Source organism: Stenotrophomonas sp. YJH_SMC_8, assembly GCF_059371315.1.
The window spans coordinates 1-21,088 of record NZ_JCAFUL010000020.1; the positions used below are offsets into that span (position 1 = coordinate 1).

The window sequence follows — 21,088 nt, forward strand, 5'->3', positions numbered from 1 at the left end:
CAGCGCGACGCCGTGCTGCCTGAATGGCTGCACCACTACAACTGGCACCGACCCCACATGGGGATCGGCAGCCAACCGCCTATTTCCAGAATCCCGCTGAACAACGTGGTGGGTTTACACAACTAACAGTCGACTCTACCAACGTCCTCTCCAACTGGTGTTCCTAAGGCGTTCCCCGGTCCAGCTGCCGGTATCCGATCGCTTCAGCCAGATGCGCCGTCTGGATCACCTCGCAACCCGCCAGATCGGCAATCGTGCGCGCCACCCGCAGAATGCGGTGCATGGCGCGTGCGGATAGCTGCAGTCGCTCGATAGCCTGCTCCAACAAGTCTTGATCGGCCTCGCTCAGCTTGGTGCAGGCACGCAGCGCTGCCGGCGGCAGATGCGCATTGAGCCCTCCACGCGCCTGTTGTCGGGCATGGGCGGCCTCCACCCGCTCACGCACCGGTGCGCTGGGCTCACCGAGCGGCGTGCTCTCCCGCAGCTCAACCGCGTCCATTCGCGTTACGCCGATATGCAGATCGATGCGGTCCAGCAACGGCCCTGACACACGTGCGCGGTAGCGTTTGATGCGCTCATCACTGCACAGGCAGCGGTTGCTGCGGTCACCGGCCCAGCCGCACGGGCAGGGATTCATGGCCGCCACCAGCTGGAAGCGCGCGGGGTACTGCACACTGCGCGACGCGCGGGCGATGCGGATGTGGCCGGATTCCAGCGGCTCGCGCAGGGTTTCCAGCGCGCTGCGGTTCCACTCTGGAAGCTCGTCGAGGAAAAGGACGCCATGATGAGCCAGCGAGATTTCGCCGGGGCAGGGTGGGTTGCCGCCACCGACCAGCGCCGCCGCACTGGCACTGTGGTGCGGTGCCCGGAATGGGCGCTGCCGCCATCGTCTTGGGTCCAATCCTTCGCCACTGACCGAAGCAATCGCAGCCAGCTGCAATGCTTCGGCCTCCTCGGTATCCGGCAACAGGCTGGGCAGCCGCGAGGCCAACAGCGTCTTGCCGCAGCCAGGGCTACCGATCAACAGCAGATGGTGACCACCTGCTGCGGCCACTTCCAGCGCGCGCCGTGCATGCGCTTGACCGCGCACGTCGGCCAGATCGGGCAGTGGCAACGGTGTCGTGTCTGCGCGCTCCACGGATGGCAGCAGGCGCGGATTGCCCAGCCCGGCACAGCATTCCAGCAACGTACGCGCCACGCGCACATCCGCATGCTCGGCCAGTGCGGCCTCCGCAGCATTCCCGGGCGGTACCACCAGGATGCGCCCCGATTCGGCCGCCGCGATTGCGGCGGGCAGCGCGCCCGCCACTGGCCGCAGCTCACCGGTCAGGCCAAGCTCGCCCAGGAATTCGTACTGCAGCAGCGATTGTGGATCGACCTGGCCGCTGGCCGCCAGAATGCCCAATGCGATGGCCAGGTCGTAACGCCCGCCCTCCTTGGGCAGATCGGCAGGCGCGAGATTCAACGTGATGCGTCGCTGCGGGAAGTCGAAGCGCGCGCAGAGCAGGGCGGCACGGACGCGCTCGCGCGATTCGCGCACACTGGTTTCGGCCAAGCCCACGATCTGAGTGACAGGCAGGCCGCCAGAGAGATGCACTTCCACCCGCACCAGCGGGGCATCAACCCCGGCGCGGGCGCGACTGTGGACCAGCGCCAGGCTCATGTGTGGTTTCCTGCAGAGGGACGTTTGATGGTGCGACAGGCGTTCTGCGGGGCACCATCGGAAATTGCCGGTGAAACGGCTAGGATTTCGGCCAGACAATCAACGGTGCGCTTCACCAGAAGAACGCCGTTACCCTTGGTTTCTCAAACTTCAATTGCTACAGGTGTACGAGCTCGATCCTGTCACTTATCCATCCCTCCTTTAAGCAACCAGGCCTCCAAGGTAAATTTCCTCATGAAGGTAAAGTATCGTTTTACCTTTGGCTGGACAGCCGGGCGAGCGCTAGAGCTCGAGCAGTTCGGCGCCACTGTTGATCCCCCGTCTGATTTCAATGGCGATTGCATCATTGGTGTCGTTCATTCGGTAGAAGGGGCTCCGGAATGGGCAGGTATTTCTTCGCTGATCAGGGGATGGGGCGGCTCTTCCCTTGTGACGACGGAGTTCTCTGTCGCTGAGATTGCCGCTGCTGATTACTGTGAGCTGCTGGTTACTCATGCAAATGGGTATCCTCAGCCAGAGGATGACTTTGGCTTCCTGGCGCAGAGTTATGACACTTCCAGGTACTGTGATGAGTGCGGAGCCGGGGCTGCACAAATTGCGCCTTTCCGTGTTAGGAAGTCATTGAAGTGGGGGCGTAATGCCTTCCTGAAACTGTTCTGGGTTGAAGATGCGATCTTCATGCATAGGGATGTCTGGCAAGCACACCTTGCTCCGCTCCGCATTGAAACGTGGCCGGTTGAGGATACGAAGGGGCATGTTCTTGATCACATCGTGCAGCTGCGTGCTGACACGAGCGTGGCATTGCGGATGGAGGAGAATGTGGGAGTTCGCTGTCCGAAATGCGGGCAGGTTCGCTACATGGGCCCAGAGAGAGCATTCCTCCCGGCGCCAGTGGAGGCTCCAGACCTTCCCATCTTCCGAAGCGAGCAGTTCCTTGGAGCAGGTCACCAGTCCTCCAATGCCATTCTCATCAGGCAGGATGTGGTCGCGGCGATTCTGTCCGCCAAGCTGAGGGGAGCCAAGCTATGGCCTTGTGCTACGCCAGAATAGGCTATGGGCATTGTGAAGCGCCTCGGAGTTCCCCCAGGCTCCAACACTTGAGAGGATCAAGTGCTGGGAGCGCCGATGGAGTACTTCCCGCAGGCGCGGAGCGAGCGATATGCATGCGACGGTCCTCAGGTTCTGAGTAGCGCGGCGATCTGTAATTCAATTCCCAAACAGACACCTCTGCTTATCCGGCATCGACCCATCGAAGCGCTTCAACCGCGCCTCAATCCATGATGGCCCCGCACTGTCCACCAGCACCCGTCCCTCACTCTGCTGGACGAACAGCCAACGCTCGAAGCTGATACGCAGACGCTCGATATCCGGCGCCCGCTGCAGGGCATCGGCAGGCATGCGGATCAGCACGCGCGAGGGCGCGTTCTCCACGTCCAGCACCAGGACGCCCTTGCAGCGGATCTCGAAGGACGTCACCCCGGTATAGCGCGTGTGCAGTTCAAAGCCTTCCTTGGCCTTCGCGGTCACGAAGCCGAGCGCATCACTGTGCAGCAGGCGGTAATCGGCCGGTTGCAGCTTCTGGTAGGCCCACACCTGATCGCCCGCAGGCTCGGGCCATCCCACCCACACCGCTCCCATGATCGAGGCACACACCGCCGCAGCGGCAAGGCCATGCTTCTTCATTCGTCACCCCGCACAAAAGCAGAACGTCACGCCCACAAGCGCGTCCTCAGTCCTGTGGCCGCACCCGCTCGTGGATGAAGGCGGTAAGTGCCAGATCGGCCATCACCAACCCCTCCATCACCCGGTCGCCCACGTACTGCTCTGGATCGCCGTTCTGACGCGTGCGCTCGGCCGCCAGCAGGATCTCCTGCACGATGCGTTGGCCGGTCAGCGCGCAGTCGGCGTCAGACAACTGCATCTGCCGGCTGTGCAGGTGATGTCGCTCGGGCCACGGCTGACCGTCGGCCGCGGCGCCAGCACCGATAGCGTGCAGGATGGCGATGAGGCTGTTGGGGGCCAGGGCCTGCTTGGCCGAGGGTGTTTCCAGGATGGGGCGCGGGGGAGGGGAGTGCGGCGTGGTCATGGCTGGCTCCGTGCAAGCAGGCAGAAGCCGCCACCGATAAAGGTGGCGGACGGGGCGTGGCTCGAAAACCGGTTGCTAGACAAAGCCGGCGGGTACAAGACCCCCACGCCCCGCCCGCCATAGCCGGCAGACGGATTGCCAGCCGGCACCACGCGGGGTGATGCCGGCTGGCAAGCGCAAACTTACGTCTAGCAATCCGGGTTTTCGAGTCCCGACCACCGATACACGGTGGCGAAGTAACGATTACCTGCTGTTGTGCGGAATGCCAACGGGTAGGGGCCAATGCCGCCAAAACCCGAGACGCTTTCGGCATTGTCGCATAGCGTGGAAAGCGGCGAGAGCCTTGGTGTTTCAGGCGGAACGGCACTTCTGGAACAGAGTCATCAGAACCTTCCGCCAGAGATGCAAGGCGCGGCAAATGCGACAGCACTCGCCCATCGGGCATGCGTGATCGCTCATGCAACCGAACCGCTGCGACACCGGCTGGATGGTTTAAATGACTTCCTGCCTATTGAACCTGCCGAGTGCCGCGCGCAATCTGACTACCGCTGTAGTCATTCAAGGCCGTCCTGCCCGCAGCAGCAAGGTTCTGCAGCGTTCGACTGGATTCCCCCCACTGGCGCAGGCCCAAACAAGGACCACTGTACGTGTCACGCCGCAGCCGACTTCTCCTCTCCGCGGGTCTGGTCCCGCTTCCGTGGTTCCTGTTCTGGACCAGCGTTGCCGCCGTGTTCGCGCCGGGCTACAACCCGCTTGCGCAGCACGCCAGCGAACTGCTGCAGGCGCCAACGCTTGCAAGCATCTGCGGCAGGATCGCCGCCATCGGCTCCGGTGTGGGCTTCGTGGCGTTCTCCATCGGGGTATGGCGGGAGTCCGGCCGCCGCATTGCCGTGGGCGCGATCTGCTGGATGATCTTTGGCATCTCCATGCTGACGAACGGGCTCTGGCCCATGGGCCATCCGATGCATGGCTTCTACACCATCGGTATCGCCAACATCATTGCACCGACAATGTCGCACATCGAGTTGAGCGCGTGGTCTGCCAACCGAAGGGCGTACGCCGTGACCGCCGTGGTGAGCGTCGCGGGGATCGTCTATCTCTGGTTGAACGTGGTGGGCGCGGACCCGGAGGGGTTCAGGGGACTGACACAGCGCGTGTTCTCGTCGATCAACTCGCTGTGGCCGTTCCTGGTTGCGCTGTATCTGGTGCGCAGGGGTTCAAGCACGCTGCAGACGCGGCCGGCGCTTTGATGGAAAGACATGCAGGCAGATGGACGACTGTTAAGCGTGCGGAGTTGAGAAGATGATGAGGATTTTTCGCCGCCAGCTGATCTATGTTCAAGTGCATCAGGACCATTTCGTTGCCTGCGTGGTCGCTGGTGACAAGTCCATTCGCCGTGAGTGCAACGCACTTGGCAATCGTGCCGGGCCGGTCAGGAACTTCTCGATTCTCCAGGGCCATATCGAGGCGATGATCTGGTGGAGATGTTCAAGTAGGGGCCGGCCAACTGTTCATTCGAACTCAAGCAGATTCGCCGCTCGACCGCATTCTTGCATCGTGAGCGTCGGGTCCCTGCTGAGAGCAGACACGCTGGTGATCGAAGCGAGATTCATGTCCAGTTTCCGTCCCGTTGGGACCTGAAACCCGAACAGCTGAGCACGCTCATCTCAAGCGTGGCTGCTCTCCTCAGCCACGAGTAGTACCCACTCGATAGGTGCACCTGGGATATCCCGCGTCCGTACAGTTCAGGGCTGGACGGCGCTGGATTCAGTGATGCTTGTGGGGCGCGCCATGGTGTCGAAGGCATTCACCCTCCAACTGCTTTTCACCCCATCCTGAAGTGTCGAACGCTCGCGCAGGGGATTGATCCTGGACAGATACCAGCCCCTGCCTGCTGCTGGCATGATGCTGATTCCAGCATACAACGGGAACTGGCCTGGATCGCCGAACTCGTAGCTGGTGGTCTGCACACTGCCGGGGCGTTCGACGCGCAGGGGATACCCTTCCGAATGATCTGCCTTGTTGCTGAAAACGTGTCGCACCGTCGCGCCAGAGGGCTCCACAACCACGACCTGCTTCTCCATTGGCGAATTCGGTTTGCAGGTCATCGGGTCGTTGGCAGCCAGACCACTTACGTAACAACCATTGTCTGGACCATAGTTGTAGGTCCATTCGTAGGGTGCTGGCAGTCCTGGGCCGCTGACCACTTTCTTGGTGAGGGACCAGGCGTAGTAGCGGGCTGGGAAGGTCTCCATTGTCTCCCGTATCAACGCCGTATTGGGCTGGGCGCTGCAACTGTAGTATCCATACGAGCGCCCATGCAGCGTTGGCGTGATCGTGAAGGTGGCAACCGCTCCACTGGGGTGCTGCATTGAAGCGACTGAGCTGTAAGTTGGAACGCCCGGATTGTTGCAGAATGCACGCAACGCCGGCACGTTTCCTGCTGCCTCGAACGACATGGTCAAGCCAGGTGTGAAGGACCAATAAGAGTTGTCAGGCAGGGTTACCGTCGTCAGTACGCCTGCGGGGTAGTCATAGGTCCAGGTTCTCCCGGCAGCACGGACCTGGGAAATGCGCGTGCCGTTGTAGGAGAACTCGACAGATCTTCCGTCGGTGGAGGAAATACGGCGCAGCTGGCCGCTCGGTGCGTCCCACTCATAATTGAGGGCGTTTCCAAAACGGTCGCGGGCGGTCACCGGGAAAAGGCGATGGTCGGCGCGCTGCAGTACGTAGCGCGTTGGCGTCAAGTTGCTGTTTCCGCCAGGCTGTGGGCCGTACGTCACGATTGGAAGCTCGAACCGCTTCACCATGAAGGCAAACTGGTAGGTGATACCTGCCGGGGTTAGTACCTCGAATCCTTCCTCGGCACCGCCCTTGATCGCGATGCAGCGGATGGCCGCGCCCGACTTTGTGGTCAGCGGGTACGTACCGCCGTTGCCTGGGCGAAGCCGGGCGTTCTCCTGGACTTTCAGGATCTCCTCTTCGCCTACACCTGGCAGGTAAAGGAATGTGCCATGCCAGAAATCCTCGGGCATCACCTGGCGCTCGGGTCTCGGCCGCGATGGTGACTCCCCCTGGACGATCTCAACAGCGGGCCAGGCATACTTGGAGCAACGATTGAGGTTGCGGCCGTCAAGTCCGGAGTTCCATCCGCCCTGCTCGCTGAAAACACCGTGTACGGAGGGAATGGCCAGGTCCCAGTCTGAGAAGAAGCGCGTACCGCCCTGCGATCCCACAGTCAGCTTCCGGCTCACTTCGATGTCCAGGCCGGGGCCTCCCGGCAGTACCAGGTCTGTCTGCAGGAACTCCAGTGAGCCCGTATACAGGCCCAGCTTGTCGCCGAAAGCGTCTTCGGCGGAAAGCGATTGCACCGTTGAACTCGCGCGCAGCCGCGCGGGATAGTCATCGGCCACGGAGAGCTGGTTGCCTGCACTGGCCTCCAATGCGAGCCCCAGCGATAAGATCACCGTCAGCCACCTGGCAGTTTCCCTTGTATGTTCCATCCGTTGCTCTCCTGCCACTGTGTACGGGGGTGATTTCAACACGTGACCTGGCGTCAGCGGCTGATTGAGACCGGTTTCCCGAAAACATCCCGGGCAATGGTCGTAATGGTTCCATCCGCCTTGCGTATTTTTACGGGGGCTTCGTAGTTGGGCTCTGCAAACATCTGGTACCACGTGCGGGTCTGAAGACCTCCTGGTTGTGTCACCAGGGTGAACGCTCCAGAAGAATCGGCCCCATAGGCCGTGGTGGTGATCAGCAGGCCCTGCTCGCTGTCCTGGCTGGACGCCGTCAACCGACCAAGCGCGTCGTACTCGCTCCACACGCCCGTGCTCGGGTTGGCAGCAGCTGAAGGGTAGGAGGCAAATACTTTACGGCCCTGGCTGTCATAAGCGAAGCGGGTGTACTTCTGGCTTTCGGCCACACGTGCAGCGTCGTACTGCCAAACGGTAAGCGGACGCCACAGGGCGTCATAGTAGGTCACAGTGACTGCATTGCCGGTGGCTTCAGTCTGCCGCCAATGGCCTGCTGCAATGCCATGCTCTTCGCCGCTAACGGACTCGAAGATCCGGGTTGTCGGAGTCCAGTTGACCGTATCGCCAGCCGGAGGCGTGACCCGGTTGATTCGGCCCATGCTGTCGTAGCCGTAGGTGGTGATGCTGCCGTTCTCGTCGGTAATCTGGGTGATCCAGCCCTGGTCGCTGACTGCGGCGATCTGGGTGGTACCGTCGGGGCGTGTGATCGACTGCGGTATGCCGCGCTTCCAGCTTCCGTAGCGCGTGGTATTGCCGGCACCGTCGACGCTGCTGGCCAGCGTGCCGTCACCGTTGTAGGAAAGCCTGGTCTTGAGGATGCCAAACTCGCTGCGCGTTGCTGGAAGGGCCGTGCCGGTGTCGTAGGTGGTCGACTCGGTGACGACGCCATTGATGGTGCGCGTGGCAACCTGGCCCAGTACCCATGCACTGGTGCTGTCGTAATAGGTGATCTGCTCGGTGCGCGAGTACTGCTGAGCCACTGCCGGCCCGGTGATGCATGCCAGAAGAAGCACGAGCTTCCGGCGACGTGACGATCGATTATGCATTCCCACTTCCTCGTGAGCCCATCTTCCTGCCTGCACACACCAACCTCCGCGGCGCGCGCTGGGCCGGTTGGCATGCCCCCTTTTCTGCAAAGACTGGAGTGCGTCTCGCGACCTGCGCTGCAGGCTGCTCCTCCGTTGGCCGCAGCAGCCTACAGCAGGCAATGGCTGCGCGGAAGATGGCAACGCAATCGGCAGGGCGATGCTCTGCGCTCGTGCAGCGGGCATGACCGATGTGATATACAGCGCGTTGCGATCTTCCGTGATCGACGACCGATGCCGCGATGTGGCTGCAGATCCTGCCTGGGGAACAAGGTCAGGGTCGACTCCGGTTCCGTCCACGCCGATACGCGCACAAGGGGGCCAACGGCGCAGCGCGCGGGAGGCAGGTGGAACTGCGATTCAAGGAATGCTTCGCATGTTGAAGTACGTTGTCGTTGCCGTGGTACGGGCTTTTCCTGCGCTCGCCCTGCTTCTTGGTGTTGCTGTAGCTTCCTCTGCCAAGGCCGCCCCCTTCTGCGAAGAGCCCCGCATGCTCAGGTCGGCGGCTGCGGCTACTTCATCATCGTTGCGGGCATTCTGCCCGGAGTTCCCGGAGCTTCCCCCCGAACCCGAGTATCACGCGTCGATCTTTGCCGGTCAGAGCGTTCCCACGACGATGGTGGTGGGCCAGCGTTACAACGTCAGCGTATCCATGCGCAACACCGGTACGCTGGTGTGGACGGCGGCGCAGAACGTCAATCTGGGCTCGCAGAACCCGGGCGACAACTGGACATGGGGCTTGCACCGTGTTCCCACCCCGGGCAGCGTCGGCGAAGGGCAGACCGCCACCTACAATTTCACGGTCACTGCACCGCGGAATGCGGGCCGCTACAACTTCCAGTGGCGCATGGTGCAGGACGGGGTGACCTGGTTTGGCCCAAGCTCCAGCAACGTGCAGGTCAACGTCGTCGGATCGACCATCCGCGGCAATATCGATGGCATCACCAACGGGCAGATCACCGGCTGGGCCTGCTCCAGCGGCATCAATGATCCGATCGACGTCCATGTGTACCTGGGCGGCGCTGCGGGTGCCAACGGTGCGGTCATGGTGGGTGGCTACCGCGCCGGCAGCGTGAGCGAACCTGGCGTCGCCACCGCCTGCGGAGCAGCGGGCGGCGCCTATCGTTTCTATATTCCGATCCAGGGGGACTGGACGGTCAGCCATGCCAACAAGCCCATCTACATCCATGGAATCTCGCCGGTGGGCGCGCCCAACCTGACCATTGGTGGTTCGGGCAAATTCCGAATTCCCTACAACACGCCTCCGTCGGTCGCGTTCACCGCGCCTGCGGCCGGTGCCGTGGTGGCGGAGGGCGGGTCCACGCTGATCTCGGCCAATGCGTCCGATCCCGATGACGGCGTATCGCAGGTGACATTCCTGGTCGACGGCAATGCCCGGGCAACCAGTGGTGCACCCTATCAATGGACCTACAGCGATATTCCCGAGGGACCGCACACGCTCCAGGTGCAGGCCCGCGATACCCGCGGCGCGGTGACCACCACGCCAGCCCGGACGATCTATGGTTCACGCGTGATTGGAGACACCGGCGTGGCCAACGGTGCCATCTTTGGTTGGGCATGCGCAACGCACTTCAACGGTTCGATTCCGGTTCACCTCTATCTTGGAGGTCCGTATGGAACGGGTGTGGGCTATGGCATCGCCACCGCAAACCTGGGTAGCGAGCCTGCCATCAACAATCAATGCAAGGGTGGTGGTGGCGCGTACCGTTTCAGCATTCCGATCACCGACGCAATGGTGCGCGATCACGGTGGCAAGAAGATCTATCTGCATGGCATATCGCCGGTCGGCGGCGGCAACAATGTGCTGGCAAACGGCGGTACCTTCAGCGTGCCGGTCAACAGCCCACCGACGATCTCGCTGGTATCACCTGGCAACGTGCAGGTGGAAAGTCCGGGAGAGATCCGGCTGGTTGCCAACGCCAGCGATCCCGACGATGCCGTGGCGCAGGTCGCTTTCTATCGCGATGGGAATCAGGTCGCAGTGGTTGGCGCCGCACCCTACGAGTTCACGGTTTCCGGCCTGGGTGCAGGGAGCTACAGATTCCATGCGGTGGCCACTGATCGACGCGGCGCGACCGCGACATCGAACACGCATACGGTGTCGGTCGTCCGCGGGCAGTCGCCCCGTGCGGTTACGCGGACCTATGTCTACGATGGCAACCAGCGGCTGTGCAAGACCATCGAGCCGGAAACTGGCGCTACCGTGGTGGACTACGATGCCGCGGGTAACATTGCGTGGACGGCGTCCGGGCTTGATCTGACCGACACCGCTGCCTGCAACCGCGCCGAGGCCTCGGCTTCGGGGCGCCGTGTGGATCGTGCCTACGACGCACTCAATCGTGTTGTGCGGATACGCTTCCCTGATCGCAACGGCGACCAGGACTTGAGCTATCGCAACAGTGGCGAAGTACAGAGCGTCACCACCTGGAACGACCAGGGCAGGCAGACCACCGTCAACTCCTTCCAGTACAACAAGCGCAACCTGTTGGTGGGCGAAAGCGCGGCCAGCACCGGACGCCCAACCTGGTCGATGGGGTACGGTTACGACGCGCAGGGCGCGCTGGCCAGCGTGGTCTATCCGGGCGGTCTGACAGTCAGCTACGCCAACAATGCCCAGGGGCAGCCGCTAAGTGTCTCCGCGGGCGGTGTCAGCTACGCCTCCGGTGTGCGCTACCACCCGACCGGGTCGGTGCAGTCCTTCAGCTATGGCAACGGTATTGTCCATGCGACGCAGTTGAACGCGCGGCAACTTCCGTATCAGCAGACCGACGCGGGCGCCATGTCCTATCGCTACAGCTACGACGCGATCGGCAACGTCACGGGGATTGCAGATCTGCAGCAAGGTGCCGGCTTCGATCGCACGTTGCAGTACGATGCCGGCCAAAGGCTGATTGCTGCCGGTTCAGCCAGCTTCGGCGGTGATCACTGGCATCGCTACAGCTACGACGCGCGCGACAACCTGTTGTCTGCCTCACTGGGCGGCGTCAAGGACTACCGCTACTGGTACGACGAGCGCAATCGCCTTGCAAACATCCTGAATGCAGATGGCGCGACGATCATCGGGCTGTCCTATGACGCCCAGGGCAATCTGCGCAGCAAGAATGGTCGGGTCCACGAGTTCGATCTCGGCAACCGCTTGCGCACCATCCAGGGCCTGGAAAGCTACCAGTACGATGCCGCCGGCCGTCGGACGGTGACCTCCGATGGTAGCGGTGATCGGCTGCGCTCGTTCTATGGGCAGGGTGGACAGCTGTTGTATGAGCAGCGACGTGACGGCGGGGCGGCGGAGTTCATCATGCTGGGCAGCCGCCTGTTGGCCAAGCGCCAGGGTGGCGTGGTCACTTATCAGCACGTGGATTCGCTCGGAAGCCCAGTGGCAACCAGCAATGCGGCAGGGCAGGTGACCGAGCGGACACAGTACGAGCCCTATGGCCAGTCCATCGGCAAGGCCATCGATGGCGTGGGATACACCGGCCATGTCTCCGATGCCGCGTCCGGGCTCGTATACATGCAGCAGCGCTACTACGATCCGCAGATCGGGCGGTTCCTGTCGGTGGATCCGGTCACGGTCTATAGCAGCCCCGTGGACGCGTTCAATCGGTACCGGTACGCAGATAGCAACCCCTACAAATTCACCGACCCGGATGGCCGACAGTCTCGTGATCTAGAGAACGAGTACAAGGTTTCTGGAGCACGGCCCCCTCCCTCGGACGCAACGTTTGCGGACGCGATGGACAAGATTGCCAAGTTCATCAATCCATTCATGCCGGCCGCGGATTGCTACCGGGATGGTTGTGGAGCGGGGGGATGGGCCATGGCTGTTGTCGTGGCTGTGCCTCAGGGCAAGGTTGGGCGGTTGACCTCTCTGGTGAAGAATGATGCACTGCTGGTGCGCGAAGCCGGGCGCGCGGGCCGGTCAGTACAGTCTTCGTTGGACGGACTTACTGCACAGTTGGCAAAAGGAAACATGAATCCTGGAATCGGGACAAAGCATCTTTTCAACGGGGTTTATGAAGCGCGCGCGCGTGACGGTGCCCGTGTCTATTTCAGGCAATCGGAGAACTCGGTGGAGATCCTTGCGAAGAGCTCGAAGGATAACCAAGAGCAGGTCATCAGGAGGTTGCAGGATGTCTACGGTAAGTAAGCTGGGCGAAGTTGAGGTGACTCTGCTCGGCGCAGTCGACGACGTTCTCGATGACAATGTTGACGTAGTCATCAGGCTTCCCCAGGGCGAGGTAAGAACATCAACGTTCTTCACCATGAAGAATATTGAGGCGATCGTTGCCAGATACAGGGCGAGTGGTGAATGCTTGTCGGGAAGATTCTTCTGGTCCAAAGACATGGTCATCGTTGAAGATCTTCGAATGGAGACCATTCATGAGATCGTCCATGAACTAGTCCGTAGTGGGGAGTATCGTCATGCGTTCGGTATTGCCAAGCTTGAGGATTGAGGCCCGTCCATTGAGTGACTGCTTTCGGGAGCGGGTGAGGGCTGAACATAAGTCGGCTGTTGGGCTGGCCATCAATTGATGATCTCCCCACTCCCCGAAGCAACAAACGCCTTCAACTGCCGGACGAACTCCGCGTCATACAGCTCCCACTCCGTAATCTCCCCAAGAACCCGCAACGGCTGCGCACTCCGATACGACCGCGTCGGATTCCCGGGGAACTTCTTGTTGGTCACGTTCGGGTCGTCTTCAAACGGCCCGGTCGGCTCCACCACATACACGCGCGGCCGCCCCTCACCTCGGGCCATCTCCGCAGCCAACCCGGCGCCCTTGGCAATCGTGGTGAAGTAGATGTGGTTCATCACCACGCTGTCGCGATAGTTGGACCGGAAGCCCGCGCTCAGCAACTCGCCCACCGCGAGGTCTGCGCGGGTGCCGTGGTAGAACGGCCCGGCGACCTGGTCGCAGGTGTCATGCGAAACGGGTGTCCATTCGGTGTCCTGTGCCATCGGCACTGCCCCTACCTGTCCTGCCGGATCGACAGGCCGGCGAGTCTAGGGCGCCGGCAGGGCCTTTCTGCAAGGCCCCATCCGGGAAATACTCTGTAAACGGGAGGCGCGGCGCGCCTCCTTTTTCATTCTGTGGTGCCGCGACCTTCCAGCTCACGCACGGCCGTTTCCAGCGCGTCCAGCTTCTCGCGGGTCTTCAGCAGCACTGCACGCTGCACTTCGAACTCCTCGCGGGTGACCAGGTCCAGCTTGGCCAGGCCGGCCTGCAGTGCGCTCTTGAAGGTGGCCTGCAGTTCCTCGCGCGATTCGCGCAGGCCCGGCGGCACCAGGTCGCTGAGGCGACGGGCGAGGTCATCGATTTGATTCAGGTCGATCATGGGGTGCTCCGTGGGGGTGGGCCCGTGCATCCGGCGCGGGCAGGCCGATCGGGCACAAGGATACTGCCGGCACCCACTGCCCGGACAGGCCGCAGCGGCTTCGCACGGGCCGCGTTCAGGCGCTATCCTCCACGCCGGAAGACAGGAGATAGACGATGAAGATGGTCATGGCGGTGATCAAGCCGTTCAAGCTCGACGACGTGCGCGAAGCGCTGGCCGAGCGTGGGGTTACCGGGATCACGGTGACGGAAGTGAAGGGCTTTGGTCGCCAGAAGGGCCATACCGAGCTGTACCGTGGCGCGGAGTATGTGGTCGATTTCCTGCCGAAGGTGAAGCTGGAAGTGGCGGTGACCGATGACCAGGTGGAGGCGGTGGTCGAGGCCATCGTGAAGGCGGCGGGCACCGGCAAGATCGGCGACGGCAAGGTGTTTGTGTACGACCTGGGCAGCGTGGTGCGTATTCGTACCGGAGAGTTGGACGCGGACGCGCTGTAAGCGCGCCCGGGGCCGCGGGCACCCGACGGAGATGCCGGGACGCGACGAGGTAGAGTCGACTGTTAGTCGACTTGCGCGCGCAGCGCGGGGTTTTCCTGCTTCGGAACGAAGAGCAGTCGACTAACAGTCGACTCTACCTAGTCGGGTGCACGCAGCCCCCGAGTCATCATCCCCATCGGGTGCACGCAGCCCCCGAGGCATCATCCCCGTCGGGTGCACGCAGCCGCCAAGGCATCATCCCCATCGGGCGCACGCAGCCCCCGAGGCATCATCCCCATCGGGCGCACGCAGCCCCCAAGGCATCATCCCCATCGGGCGCACGCAGCCCCCAAGGCATCAGCCCCATCGGGCGCACGCAGCCCCAACGAGGTTGTCCCATCCCATCGGGCGAACCATCCCGCCCGAAAGACGCGGCGTTTACTGCCGCTTCGCCCACGTGTAGAACCGCTTCCAGCCCTGCCGCACGGCCGCCACCCAGCCCGGGTCGGCCACCAGTGCGGCCTGCGCGGCACTCGGCGCTTGGCCGGTCACGCGCTGGCGGATCTTCAGCAGGTTCTTCATGTCGCTGCGGCGCATCTGCCGGCTCAGCGGGTTGCGACGCAGCCAGCGCGGGGCGCGCCAGGCCGAGGTGAAGTCCAGCAGTACCGGCACGCCGCCGCTCACCACCACGTTGGTGCCATGCAGGTCGTTGTGGGTGATGCCGGCGGCATGCAGGCGGTTGAGCGCGTGCTGCAGCTGCTCGAACACTTCATTGCCCACGGCCTGTGCGCTGCTGAGCGTCTGGCCGGGAATGAATTCCATGCCCAGCGCCAGGCCACCGAGGGTACCGAGCAGGGCGGGGGCGTGCTTCCAGCCGCCCAGGCGCTGCAGCATGCGCGCCTCGCGGCGGACCATCAGCCGCGCGACGGGCGACAGCGGGGTGCCGCGATAGCGGGAGTAGTCCTTGATGACCGCCTCGCGCCCGTCCAGGCAGGTGCGGTAGACATCGGGGGCCAGGAAACGCTCGCCACGCTTGAGCAGCAGCGGCGCCGCGGCGTCATCGCCGCAGGAGGAGGGGGGAGTAGCAGGGAGATACATGTCGGGGTCTCGGACGACCCGGTGGGCGGCGCTGAGCGTCAAGCGAACCGGTGGTGCGGGGGAAGTACTAATGTTTTGTTAATTTTAGTACTCACCAGTTCGCTATTCCACGATTTGTCGGAGAAATGTCGGCGCCGTGGCTGGAACAGTTCGTCACGCAGAATCGGACAATTTTGTCTCACTTGGGGGATATTTCTTCTACGTCAATGGCTTGGACGTAACGTCGGTGGCGATGCGCTGGACGAATGACATCAGTGCGTCGCGCAACTGGTCCAGGCCGGGCTGTTCGATGGGGAAGTGGCCGCAGTTGGCCAGCAGCACGCGTTGCTTCGGTGCGGCCAGGCGTTGGAAGAAGCGGTCGCTGATGGACACCGGGGTCCAGTCGTCGCAGGCCGGATGCACCATCAGCACCGGGCAGCGCAGGAACTGCTCCGGCTCCAGTGCCGGGGCGGTGTCGAACAGCGAGGCCAGCAGGCCCAGCGGCACTCGGTTGCCGCCACCCAGCGGGTCGGCACAGACCAGCGCGGTCAATGCCGGATCGCGCGACATCCGCTGCATGTGGGTGAACCAACGCACCGGTACGCGCAGGTTGCGGGTCAGGCGGCTCAACGGGCGCAGCGACCACAGCGCGGCGCGCATCCACGGCTGGCGAACCAGGGCGGCCTGCACCACGGGGTCACGCGGGTCGGCGAGGGTGGTGGCCACAAGCCCCCGCACCCACGCTGATTCGGCGGCCACCAGGTAGGCGAGATAGCCGCCGACGCTGGCACCCAGCAGTACGATCGGACGGGGCCGATGCCGGTATTCGGCCTCGATCAGGGCCAGCAGTGCCCGCTTCCAGGCGCCGTAGTCGACCTGGTGCCAGGCCGCCGCGCTCAAGCCGTAGCCGGGCATGTCGGGCGCCAGTACTTCATGCCCGGCGGCCGCCAGCCCCGCCGCCAGTGGCGCGAACATGCGGCCGTAGCCCCCGGCACCATGCACCAGAACGACGGTCACGCCTGCGTCGGGTGGCCCGTGGCGATCCACCTGCAGCACGCCGCCGCCCCAGCCGAAGCATTCGCTGCGCGGCCCGGCGGCGGGCTGGTCCGGGAAAAAGTCCCCGTAGCGGGCGCTCAGGGCAGGGTAGGGGGCGGTGTCACGTGCAGTCATCATGGCAGTCTAGGCCAGCTGTTCAGGAACGCGACCCTGAACAAGGTGCACGGGCAACTTGACCCCGGCGCACGGCCTGCCGACCATAAGCTGTTAATTCGCGACATCGGCGGCCGCCCCTCCATGGCACGTCCCCGTCCCCTGCCGCGTTCCCCACCGGTGCTGGCCGCCTGGCCGTGCATCGCCCCCGTTTCCCGATCCGGCCGCGGCTGGAGGAAAGTGCTTTGACTATCAAGATCGTACTGGCAGTGCTGTTCGTGGCCTGCGTGCTGTACATCCACTTCCGTGGCAAGGTCCGCGCGCGCTGGTCGCGCCAGCTGCTGGACCATTCCAGTTTCATGGCCCCGATCAACGTGGTCATGTACATGTTCTCGAAGGTGCCGACCACGCCGTTCCTGGACCCGGGCAAGGAGTTCCCGCAGCTGGAACCGCTGCGCCAGAACTGGCAGATGATCCGCGACGAGGCGTTGGCGCTGCGCGATGCGCAGAAGATCGCTGCTTCCAGCAGCTTCAACGATGCGGGTTTCAACTCGTTCTTCCGCCGTGGCTGGAAGCGCTTCTACCTGAAGTGGTACGGCCCGTCGCACCCGTCGGCGAAGACGCTGTGCCCGAAGACCGTGGCGCTGATCGAATCGATTCCGGACGTGCGTGCGGCGATGTTCGCGCAGCTGCCGCCGGGCAGCGAGCTGCGCCCGCACCGCGACCCGTTCGCCGGTTCGCTGCGCCTGCACCTGGGCCTGACCACGCCCAACGACGATGGCTGCTACATCGAAGTGGACGGCATCAAGAAGAGCTGGCGCGATGGCGAGTGGATGATGTTCGACGAGACCTACATCCACCATGCGCACAACGAGACGCAGGAGGATCGCGTGATCCTGTTCTGCGACATCGCCCGCCCGCTGCGTTTCGGCCTGCCGGGCCTGTTCAACCGTGCGGTGGCGGCCACGTTGCTGGCCGGTGGTGCCTCGCCGAATCTGCCGGGTGACCCGACCGGTGGCGTCAACAAGGCGTTCGGTGGCCTGTACAAGGTGCGCCTGAAGGCCAAGGCGCTGCGCGAGCGCAGCGTGGTGGCCTACCAGGTCATCAAGTGGGGCCTGGTGGTGGCGGTGATTGCCGGTATCTGGGCGCTTTGATTCCCGGCGCTTCATGAGGTTGCCGGCCAGCGGCCGGCACTACCGGAACATGAAAAAACCCGCGCTGTCGCCAGCGCGGGTTTTTCATTGGGTGGGTGCCGACCGTTGGTCGGCACGCCTTACTTCAATGCCGCCTGCACGAACGGCGGGGTCACCAGCACGCCGGTGTGCAGCGCGGCGGTGTAGTACAGGGTGTTGAAGGTCTTGGCGGCCGAGTCGGCCTGGCGGAAGTCGAAGCTGCTGTCGCCCTTGCGCGCCATGGTCACGCTCCACCAGCCGGTCGGGTAGCACGGTTGCGGGAACGGCAGGGTCTTGAACGAGCCGAAGCCGGCCTTGCCCATCTCGGCGCGCATCTCGTTGATCAGCTCCAGCTGCATCAGCGGCGACTCGGACTGCTGCACCAGGATGCCATCGTCCTTCAGGGCCTTGAAGCAGCTCTCGTAGAAGGCCTTGTTGAACAGGCCTTCACCCGGGCCGACCGGATCGGTCGAGTCCACGATCACCACGTCCACGCTGCCGGCCGGGCAGTTGGCCATGTAGGCCACGCCGTCGTCGAACAGCAGCTCGGCGCGGGCGTCGTCGTTGGAATCGCACAGTTCCGGGAAGTGCTTGCGCGCCATCACCGTGACCTGCTCGTCGATATCACACTGGGTCACGCTTTCCACGACGGTGTGCTTGAGCACTTCGCGCAGGGTGCCGCAGTCGCCGCCACCGATGATCACCACGCGCTTGGGCGCGGCGTGGGTGAACAGCACCGGGTGGCTGATCATCTCGTGGTAGAAGAAGTTGTCCTTGCTGGTCAGCATGATGGCCCCGTCGATGGTCATCAGGTTGCCCCAGTCGGTGGTCTGGAAGATCTCGATCTTCTGGAACGGCGACTGCACCTCGTCCAGCTTGCCGGTGATGCGGTAGCCGATGGCCGAGCCGGTGCGCTCGAAGTGTTCGATGTACCAGTTGTTGCTGTCAGTCATTGAAAACAGTCCTGTTCGGAGGGGTGAAGCCGGGCTGGCGGGCGGGGCCGCGTGGCACAGATGCCACATCCGGACGGATCGGCCCGTTCAGGTTGAAACCTGTCACGGGCGCGGGCGCGCATGATAACGAACCTGTGGGCATATAGGCGTTATCATGCCCCCCCTTTTATTGCCAACAAGGCCGACTGAAATGACCGATTGGTCCCTCGACCAAGCCCGCAAGACCTACTCGATCCCGCATTGGGCGGACGGTTACTTCGACGTGGATCAGGCCGGGCACATGGTGGTGAGACCGACCGGGGCGGATGGCCCGGTGGTGTCGCTGCCCAAGGTGGTCGATGCTGCGCGCGCGGCCGGTGCCAAGCTGCCGCTGCTGGTGCGCTTCCCGGACATCCTCGGCCAGCGCCTGGGCAAGCTGCAGGCGGCCTTCGCCCAGGCCCAGCAGGACTGGGAGTACAGCGGCGGCTACACCGCCGTGTACCCGATCAAGGTCAACCAGACCCGCGGCGTGGCCGGCACCCTGGCCAGCCACCACGGCGAGGGCTTCGGCCTGGAAGCGGGCAGCAAGCCCGAGCTGATGGCCGTGCTGGCGCTGTCGCGCCCGGGCGGCCTGATCGTCTGCAACGGCTACAAGGACCGCGAGTACATCCGCCTGGCCCTGATCGGCCGCAAGCTGGGCCTGCAGACCTTCATCGTCATCGAGAAGCCGTCCGAGCTGAAGCTGGTGCTGGAAGAGTCCAAGGCGCTGGACGTGAAGCCGGGCCTGGGCGTACGCATGCGCCTGGCCTCGCTGGGCGCCGGCAAGTGGCAGAACAGCGGTGGCGACAAGGCCAAGTTCGGCCTGTCCCCGCGCCAGCTGCTGGACCTCTGGAAGTCGCTGCGTGACACCGAGTACGCCGACTGCCTGAACCTGCTGCACTTCCACATGGGTTCGCAGATCTCCAACGTGCGCGACATCGCCAACGGCATGCGCGAAGCCACCCGCTACTTCGTGGAGCTGTCGCGCCTGGGCGCGAAGATCACCCACGTCGACGTGGGCGGCGGCCTGGGCGTGGACTACGAAGGCACCCGTTCGCGCAGCTTCTGCTCGATCAACTACGGCCTGCATTCCTATGCCAGCAACATCGTGCAGCCGCTGGCCAATGCCTGCGAAGAGTTCGGCCTGACCCCGCCTCGCATCGTGACCGAGTGCGGCCGCGCGATGACCGCGCACCACGCGGTGCTGATCGCCAACGTCTCGGAAGTGGAAGAGGCGCAGGAAGGTCGCGTGCCGGACCAGCACGACGACGAGCCGGCGGCGATCCGCCACCTGCGCGAGATCCACGATGAACTGGACGTGCGCCCGGCGGTGGAACTGTTCCAGGAAGCGCAGCATTTCCACGCCGAAGGCCTGGCCAGCTACGCGCTGGGCCAGATCGACCTGCCGCAGCGTGCGCGCATCGACGACCTGTTCTACGCCATCGCCCACGGTGTGCGTGCGCGCCTGAGCTACGACGAGAAGAGCCACCGCCCGGTGCTGGACGAACTGAACGAACGCCTGGTCGACAAGTACTTCGTCAACTTCAGCGTGTTCGAATCGATCCCGGACGTGTGGGCGATCGACCAGGTGTTCCCGATCGTGCCGATCGAGCGCCTGGACGAAACCCCGGACCGCCGCGGCATCATCGCCGACATGACCTGCGACTCGGACGGCATGGTGGAAACCTATGTCGAGAACGAGAGCCTGGACAGCTCGCTGCCGCTGCACCAGATGAAGCCGGGTGAGAGCTACCGCATCGGTTTCTTCATGGTCGGCGCCTACCAGGAAATCCTGGGCGACATCCACAACCTGTTCGGCGATACCGACGCGGTGGAAGTGCTGGCCGATGCCGATGGCTACGCCATCACCCAGCAGCGCCGTGGCGACACCACCGATGTGATGCTGGATTACGTGGGTTACCGCCTGGACGAGCTGCGTGCCACCTATGCGCAGCGCGTGGCCGAGGCCCAGCTGTCGCCGGAACGTGCGCAGGAGCTGTCCGAAGCGCTGGAAGCCGGCCTGACTGGCTACACCTACCTGTCCGACGAACCGCTGGTCTGATGATTACGGGAACGCCGGGCATGGCCCGGCGCTACCGGTCACCATGAGCGCGCGCGCGATCTTCCACCTGTTCCTGCATGCCGCCGTGCCAGCCCTGCTGGCATGGCTGTTCTGGCGCAAGCGCTTTGCCTCGGCCTGGTTGCTGATGCTGCTGGGTTGGATCATCGATCTGGACCACCTGCTGGCCGACCCGATCTACGCCCCGAACCGCTGCAGCATCGGCTTCCACCCGCTGCATACTACCCCGGCCATCGCGGTCTACGCGGGGCTGTGCGTGCCGAAGAAAACGCGGTTGTTCGGCATCGGTTTGATGATTCACATCGTGCTGGACGCGATTGACTGCTGGTGGATGCATCACCGCTGATGCGGAACTGAAATGACCGGCGAAGGCGGGTAGAGTCGACTGTTAGTCGACTGCTCTTGGCTGCGGTGCCGGGAAATCCCGCGCTGCGCGCGAAA

19 protein-coding genes are annotated in these 21,088 nt (G+C 63.5%); 9 read left to right on the plus strand and 10 right to left on the minus strand.

Annotated elements, in window-relative coordinates:
- On the plus strand, positions 1–126 hold a 126-nt coding region (locus AC5P88_RS18350; protein WP_495225737.1), incomplete at its 5' end, for an integrase core domain-containing protein.
- 37 nt (positions 127–163) lie between these two features.
- Here the strand turns inward: AC5P88_RS18350 and AC5P88_RS18355 are convergent.
- A complete protein-coding gene (locus AC5P88_RS18355) occupies positions 164–1,663 on the minus strand; it encodes a YifB family Mg chelatase-like AAA ATPase (protein ID WP_495225708.1) in 1,500 nt (499 codons plus the stop codon).
- Positions 1,664–1,897: 234 nt separating this feature from the next.
- Between AC5P88_RS18355 and AC5P88_RS18360 the strand changes: the two genes are divergently transcribed.
- Positions 1,898–2,713 carry a hypothetical protein gene (locus AC5P88_RS18360; RefSeq protein WP_495225709.1) on the plus strand — a complete coding sequence of 272 codons (816 nt, stop codon included), beginning with the start codon at positions 1,898–1,900 and terminating at the stop codon, positions 2,711–2,713.
- A gap of 156 nt (positions 2,714–2,869) precedes the next feature.
- Here the strand turns inward: AC5P88_RS18360 and AC5P88_RS18365 are convergent, their stop codons facing one another.
- Both AC5P88_RS18365 and AC5P88_RS18370 read right to left on the minus strand, forming a co-directional pair.
- Positions 2,870–3,346, minus strand: coding sequence for a cold-shock protein (locus AC5P88_RS18365; RefSeq protein ID WP_106550817.1), 477 nt, complete (start codon positions 3,344–3,346; stop codon positions 2,870–2,872).
- A 46-nt stretch (positions 3,347–3,392) separates the two neighbouring features.
- Positions 3,393–3,749 (minus strand): hypothetical protein, encoded by a 357-nt coding sequence (locus AC5P88_RS18370; RefSeq protein WP_495225710.1) that lies wholly within the window; start codon positions 3,747–3,749, stop codon positions 3,393–3,395.
- 647 nt (positions 3,750–4,396) lie between these two features.
- On the opposite strand from AC5P88_RS18370, the gene AC5P88_RS18375 reads away from it, so the two are divergent.
- A complete protein-coding gene (locus AC5P88_RS18375; RefSeq protein ID WP_495225711.1) occupies positions 4,397–4,999 on the plus strand; it encodes a DUF998 domain-containing protein in 603 nt (200 codons plus the stop codon).
- A gap of 495 nt (positions 5,000–5,494) precedes the next feature.
- Here AC5P88_RS18375 and AC5P88_RS18380 read toward each other — a convergent pair whose 3' ends face one another.
- Complete coding sequence (locus tag AC5P88_RS18380; protein WP_051188036.1) at positions 5,495–7,252, minus strand: hypothetical protein; 1,758 nt, start codon at positions 7,250–7,252, stop codon at positions 5,495–5,497.
- A 53-nt stretch (positions 7,253–7,305) separates the two neighbouring features.
- Complete coding sequence (locus AC5P88_RS18385) at positions 7,306–8,331, minus strand: hypothetical protein (protein ID WP_495225712.1); 1,026 nt, start codon at positions 8,329–8,331, stop codon at positions 7,306–7,308.
- Positions 8,332–8,746: 415 nt separating this feature from the next.
- Between AC5P88_RS18385 and AC5P88_RS18390 the strand changes: the two genes are divergently transcribed.
- Complete coding sequence (locus tag AC5P88_RS18390; protein WP_495225713.1) at positions 8,747–12,535, plus strand: RHS repeat domain-containing protein; 3,789 nt, start codon at positions 8,747–8,749, stop codon at positions 12,533–12,535.
- Positions 12,519–12,842 (plus strand): hypothetical protein, encoded by a 324-nt coding sequence (locus AC5P88_RS18395; RefSeq protein WP_111174001.1) that lies wholly within the window; start codon positions 12,519–12,521, stop codon positions 12,840–12,842. Before AC5P88_RS18390 ends, AC5P88_RS18395 begins: the two co-directional genes overlap by 17 nt.
- A 71-nt stretch (positions 12,843–12,913) precedes the next feature.
- Here AC5P88_RS18395 and arr read toward each other — a convergent pair whose 3' ends face one another.
- Both arr and ubiK read right to left on the minus strand, forming a co-directional pair.
- Entirely contained in the window at positions 12,914–13,348 is a 435-nt protein-coding gene (gene arr, locus AC5P88_RS18400) for an NAD(+)--rifampin ADP-ribosyltransferase (RefSeq protein WP_111111476.1), read from the minus strand.
- Positions 13,349–13,473: 125 nt separating this feature from the next.
- Positions 13,474–13,725: a ubiquinone biosynthesis accessory factor UbiK gene (gene ubiK, locus AC5P88_RS18405; RefSeq protein WP_495225714.1), complete on the minus strand. Its 252-nt coding sequence runs from the start codon at positions 13,723–13,725 to the stop codon at positions 13,474–13,476.
- Positions 13,726–13,880: 155 nt separating this feature from the next.
- Between ubiK and AC5P88_RS18410 the strand changes: the two genes are divergently transcribed.
- The gene (locus AC5P88_RS18410) at positions 13,881–14,219 is read left to right on the plus strand and encodes a P-II family nitrogen regulator (RefSeq protein WP_005411374.1); all 339 of its coding nucleotides are present in this window, start codon (positions 13,881–13,883) and stop codon (positions 14,217–14,219) included.
- Positions 14,220–14,636: 417 nt separating this feature from the next.
- Here AC5P88_RS18410 and AC5P88_RS18415 read toward each other — a convergent pair whose 3' ends face one another.
- Together AC5P88_RS18415 and AC5P88_RS18420 are read right to left on the minus strand one after the other, a co-directional pair.
- Positions 14,637–15,296: an RIO1 family regulatory kinase/ATPase domain-containing protein gene (locus tag AC5P88_RS18415; protein ID WP_495225715.1), complete on the minus strand. Its 660-nt coding sequence runs from the start codon at positions 15,294–15,296 to the stop codon at positions 14,637–14,639.
- 198 nt (positions 15,297–15,494) lie between these two features.
- Positions 15,495–16,445, minus strand: coding sequence for an alpha/beta fold hydrolase (locus AC5P88_RS18420; protein ID WP_495225716.1), 951 nt, complete (start codon positions 16,443–16,445; stop codon positions 15,495–15,497).
- A 224-nt stretch (positions 16,446–16,669) separates the two neighbouring features.
- On the opposite strand from AC5P88_RS18420, the gene AC5P88_RS18425 reads away from it, so the two are divergent.
- The gene (locus AC5P88_RS18425; protein ID WP_111111473.1) at positions 16,670–17,578 is read left to right on the plus strand and encodes an aspartyl/asparaginyl beta-hydroxylase domain-containing protein; all 909 of its coding nucleotides are present in this window, start codon (positions 16,670–16,672) and stop codon (positions 17,576–17,578) included.
- 119 nt (positions 17,579–17,697) lie between these two features.
- Here AC5P88_RS18425 and speE read toward each other — a convergent pair whose 3' ends face one another.
- Positions 17,698–18,549, minus strand: coding sequence for a polyamine aminopropyltransferase (gene speE / locus AC5P88_RS18430; protein ID WP_495225717.1), 852 nt, complete (start codon positions 18,547–18,549; stop codon positions 17,698–17,700).
- Between the two features lie 190 nt (positions 18,550–18,739).
- Here speE and speA point away from each other — a divergent pair, with 190 nt between their 5' ends.
- Entirely contained in the window at positions 18,740–20,629 is a 1,890-nt protein-coding gene (gene speA / locus AC5P88_RS18435; RefSeq protein WP_106550827.1) for an arginine decarboxylase, read from the plus strand.
- A gap of 43 nt (positions 20,630–20,672) precedes the next feature.
- The gene (locus AC5P88_RS18440; protein ID WP_495225718.1) at positions 20,673–20,993 is read left to right on the plus strand and encodes a DUF6122 family protein; all 321 of its coding nucleotides are present in this window, start codon (positions 20,673–20,675) and stop codon (positions 20,991–20,993) included.
- Positions 20,994–21,088 lie beyond the last annotated feature (95 nt).

Bases quoted from the DNA above. Each gene is read 5' to 3' on its own strand.
- AC5P88_RS18355 (WP_495225708.1), bottom strand. From the start codon at position 1,663: ATGAGCCTGGCGCTGGTCCACAGTCGCGCCCGCGCCGGGGTTGATGCC.
- AC5P88_RS18360 (WP_495225709.1), top strand. From the start codon at position 1,898: ATGAAGGTAAAGTATCGTTTTACCTTTGGCTGGACAGCCGGGCGAGCG.
- AC5P88_RS18365 (WP_106550817.1), bottom strand. From the start codon at position 3,346: ATGAAGAAGCATGGCCTTGCCGCTGCGGCGGTGTGTGCCTCGATCATG.
- AC5P88_RS18370 (WP_495225710.1), bottom strand. From the start codon at position 3,749: ATGACCACGCCGCACTCCCCTCCCCCGCGCCCCATCCTGGAAACACCC.
- AC5P88_RS18380 (WP_051188036.1), bottom strand. From the start codon at position 7,252: ATGGAACATACAAGGGAAACTGCCAGGTGGCTGACGGTGATCTTATCG.
- AC5P88_RS18385 (WP_495225712.1), bottom strand. From the start codon at position 8,331: ATGCATAATCGATCGTCACGTCGCCGGAAGCTCGTGCTTCTTCTGGCA.
- AC5P88_RS18390 (WP_495225713.1), top strand. From the start codon at position 8,747: ATGTTGAAGTACGTTGTCGTTGCCGTGGTACGGGCTTTTCCTGCGCTC.
- AC5P88_RS18395 (WP_111174001.1), top strand. From the start codon at position 12,519: ATGTCTACGGTAAGTAAGCTGGGCGAAGTTGAGGTGACTCTGCTCGGC.
- arr (WP_111111476.1), bottom strand. From the start codon at position 13,348: ATGGCACAGGACACCGAATGGACACCCGTTTCGCATGACACCTGCGAC.
- ubiK (WP_495225714.1), bottom strand. From the start codon at position 13,725: ATGATCGACCTGAATCAAATCGATGACCTCGCCCGTCGCCTCAGCGAC.
- AC5P88_RS18410 (WP_005411374.1), top strand. From the start codon at position 13,881: ATGAAGATGGTCATGGCGGTGATCAAGCCGTTCAAGCTCGACGACGTG.
- AC5P88_RS18415 (WP_495225715.1), bottom strand. From the start codon at position 15,296: ATGTATCTCCCTGCTACTCCCCCCTCCTCCTGCGGCGATGACGCCGCG.
- AC5P88_RS18420 (WP_495225716.1), bottom strand. From the start codon at position 16,445: ATGACTGCACGTGACACCGCCCCCTACCCTGCCCTGAGCGCCCGCTAC.
- speE (WP_495225717.1), bottom strand. From the start codon at position 18,549: ATGACTGACAGCAACAACTGGTACATCGAACACTTCGAGCGCACCGGC.
- speA (WP_106550827.1), top strand. From the start codon at position 18,740: ATGACCGATTGGTCCCTCGACCAAGCCCGCAAGACCTACTCGATCCCG.
- AC5P88_RS18440 (WP_495225718.1), top strand. From the start codon at position 20,673: ATGAGCGCGCGCGCGATCTTCCACCTGTTCCTGCATGCCGCCGTGCCA.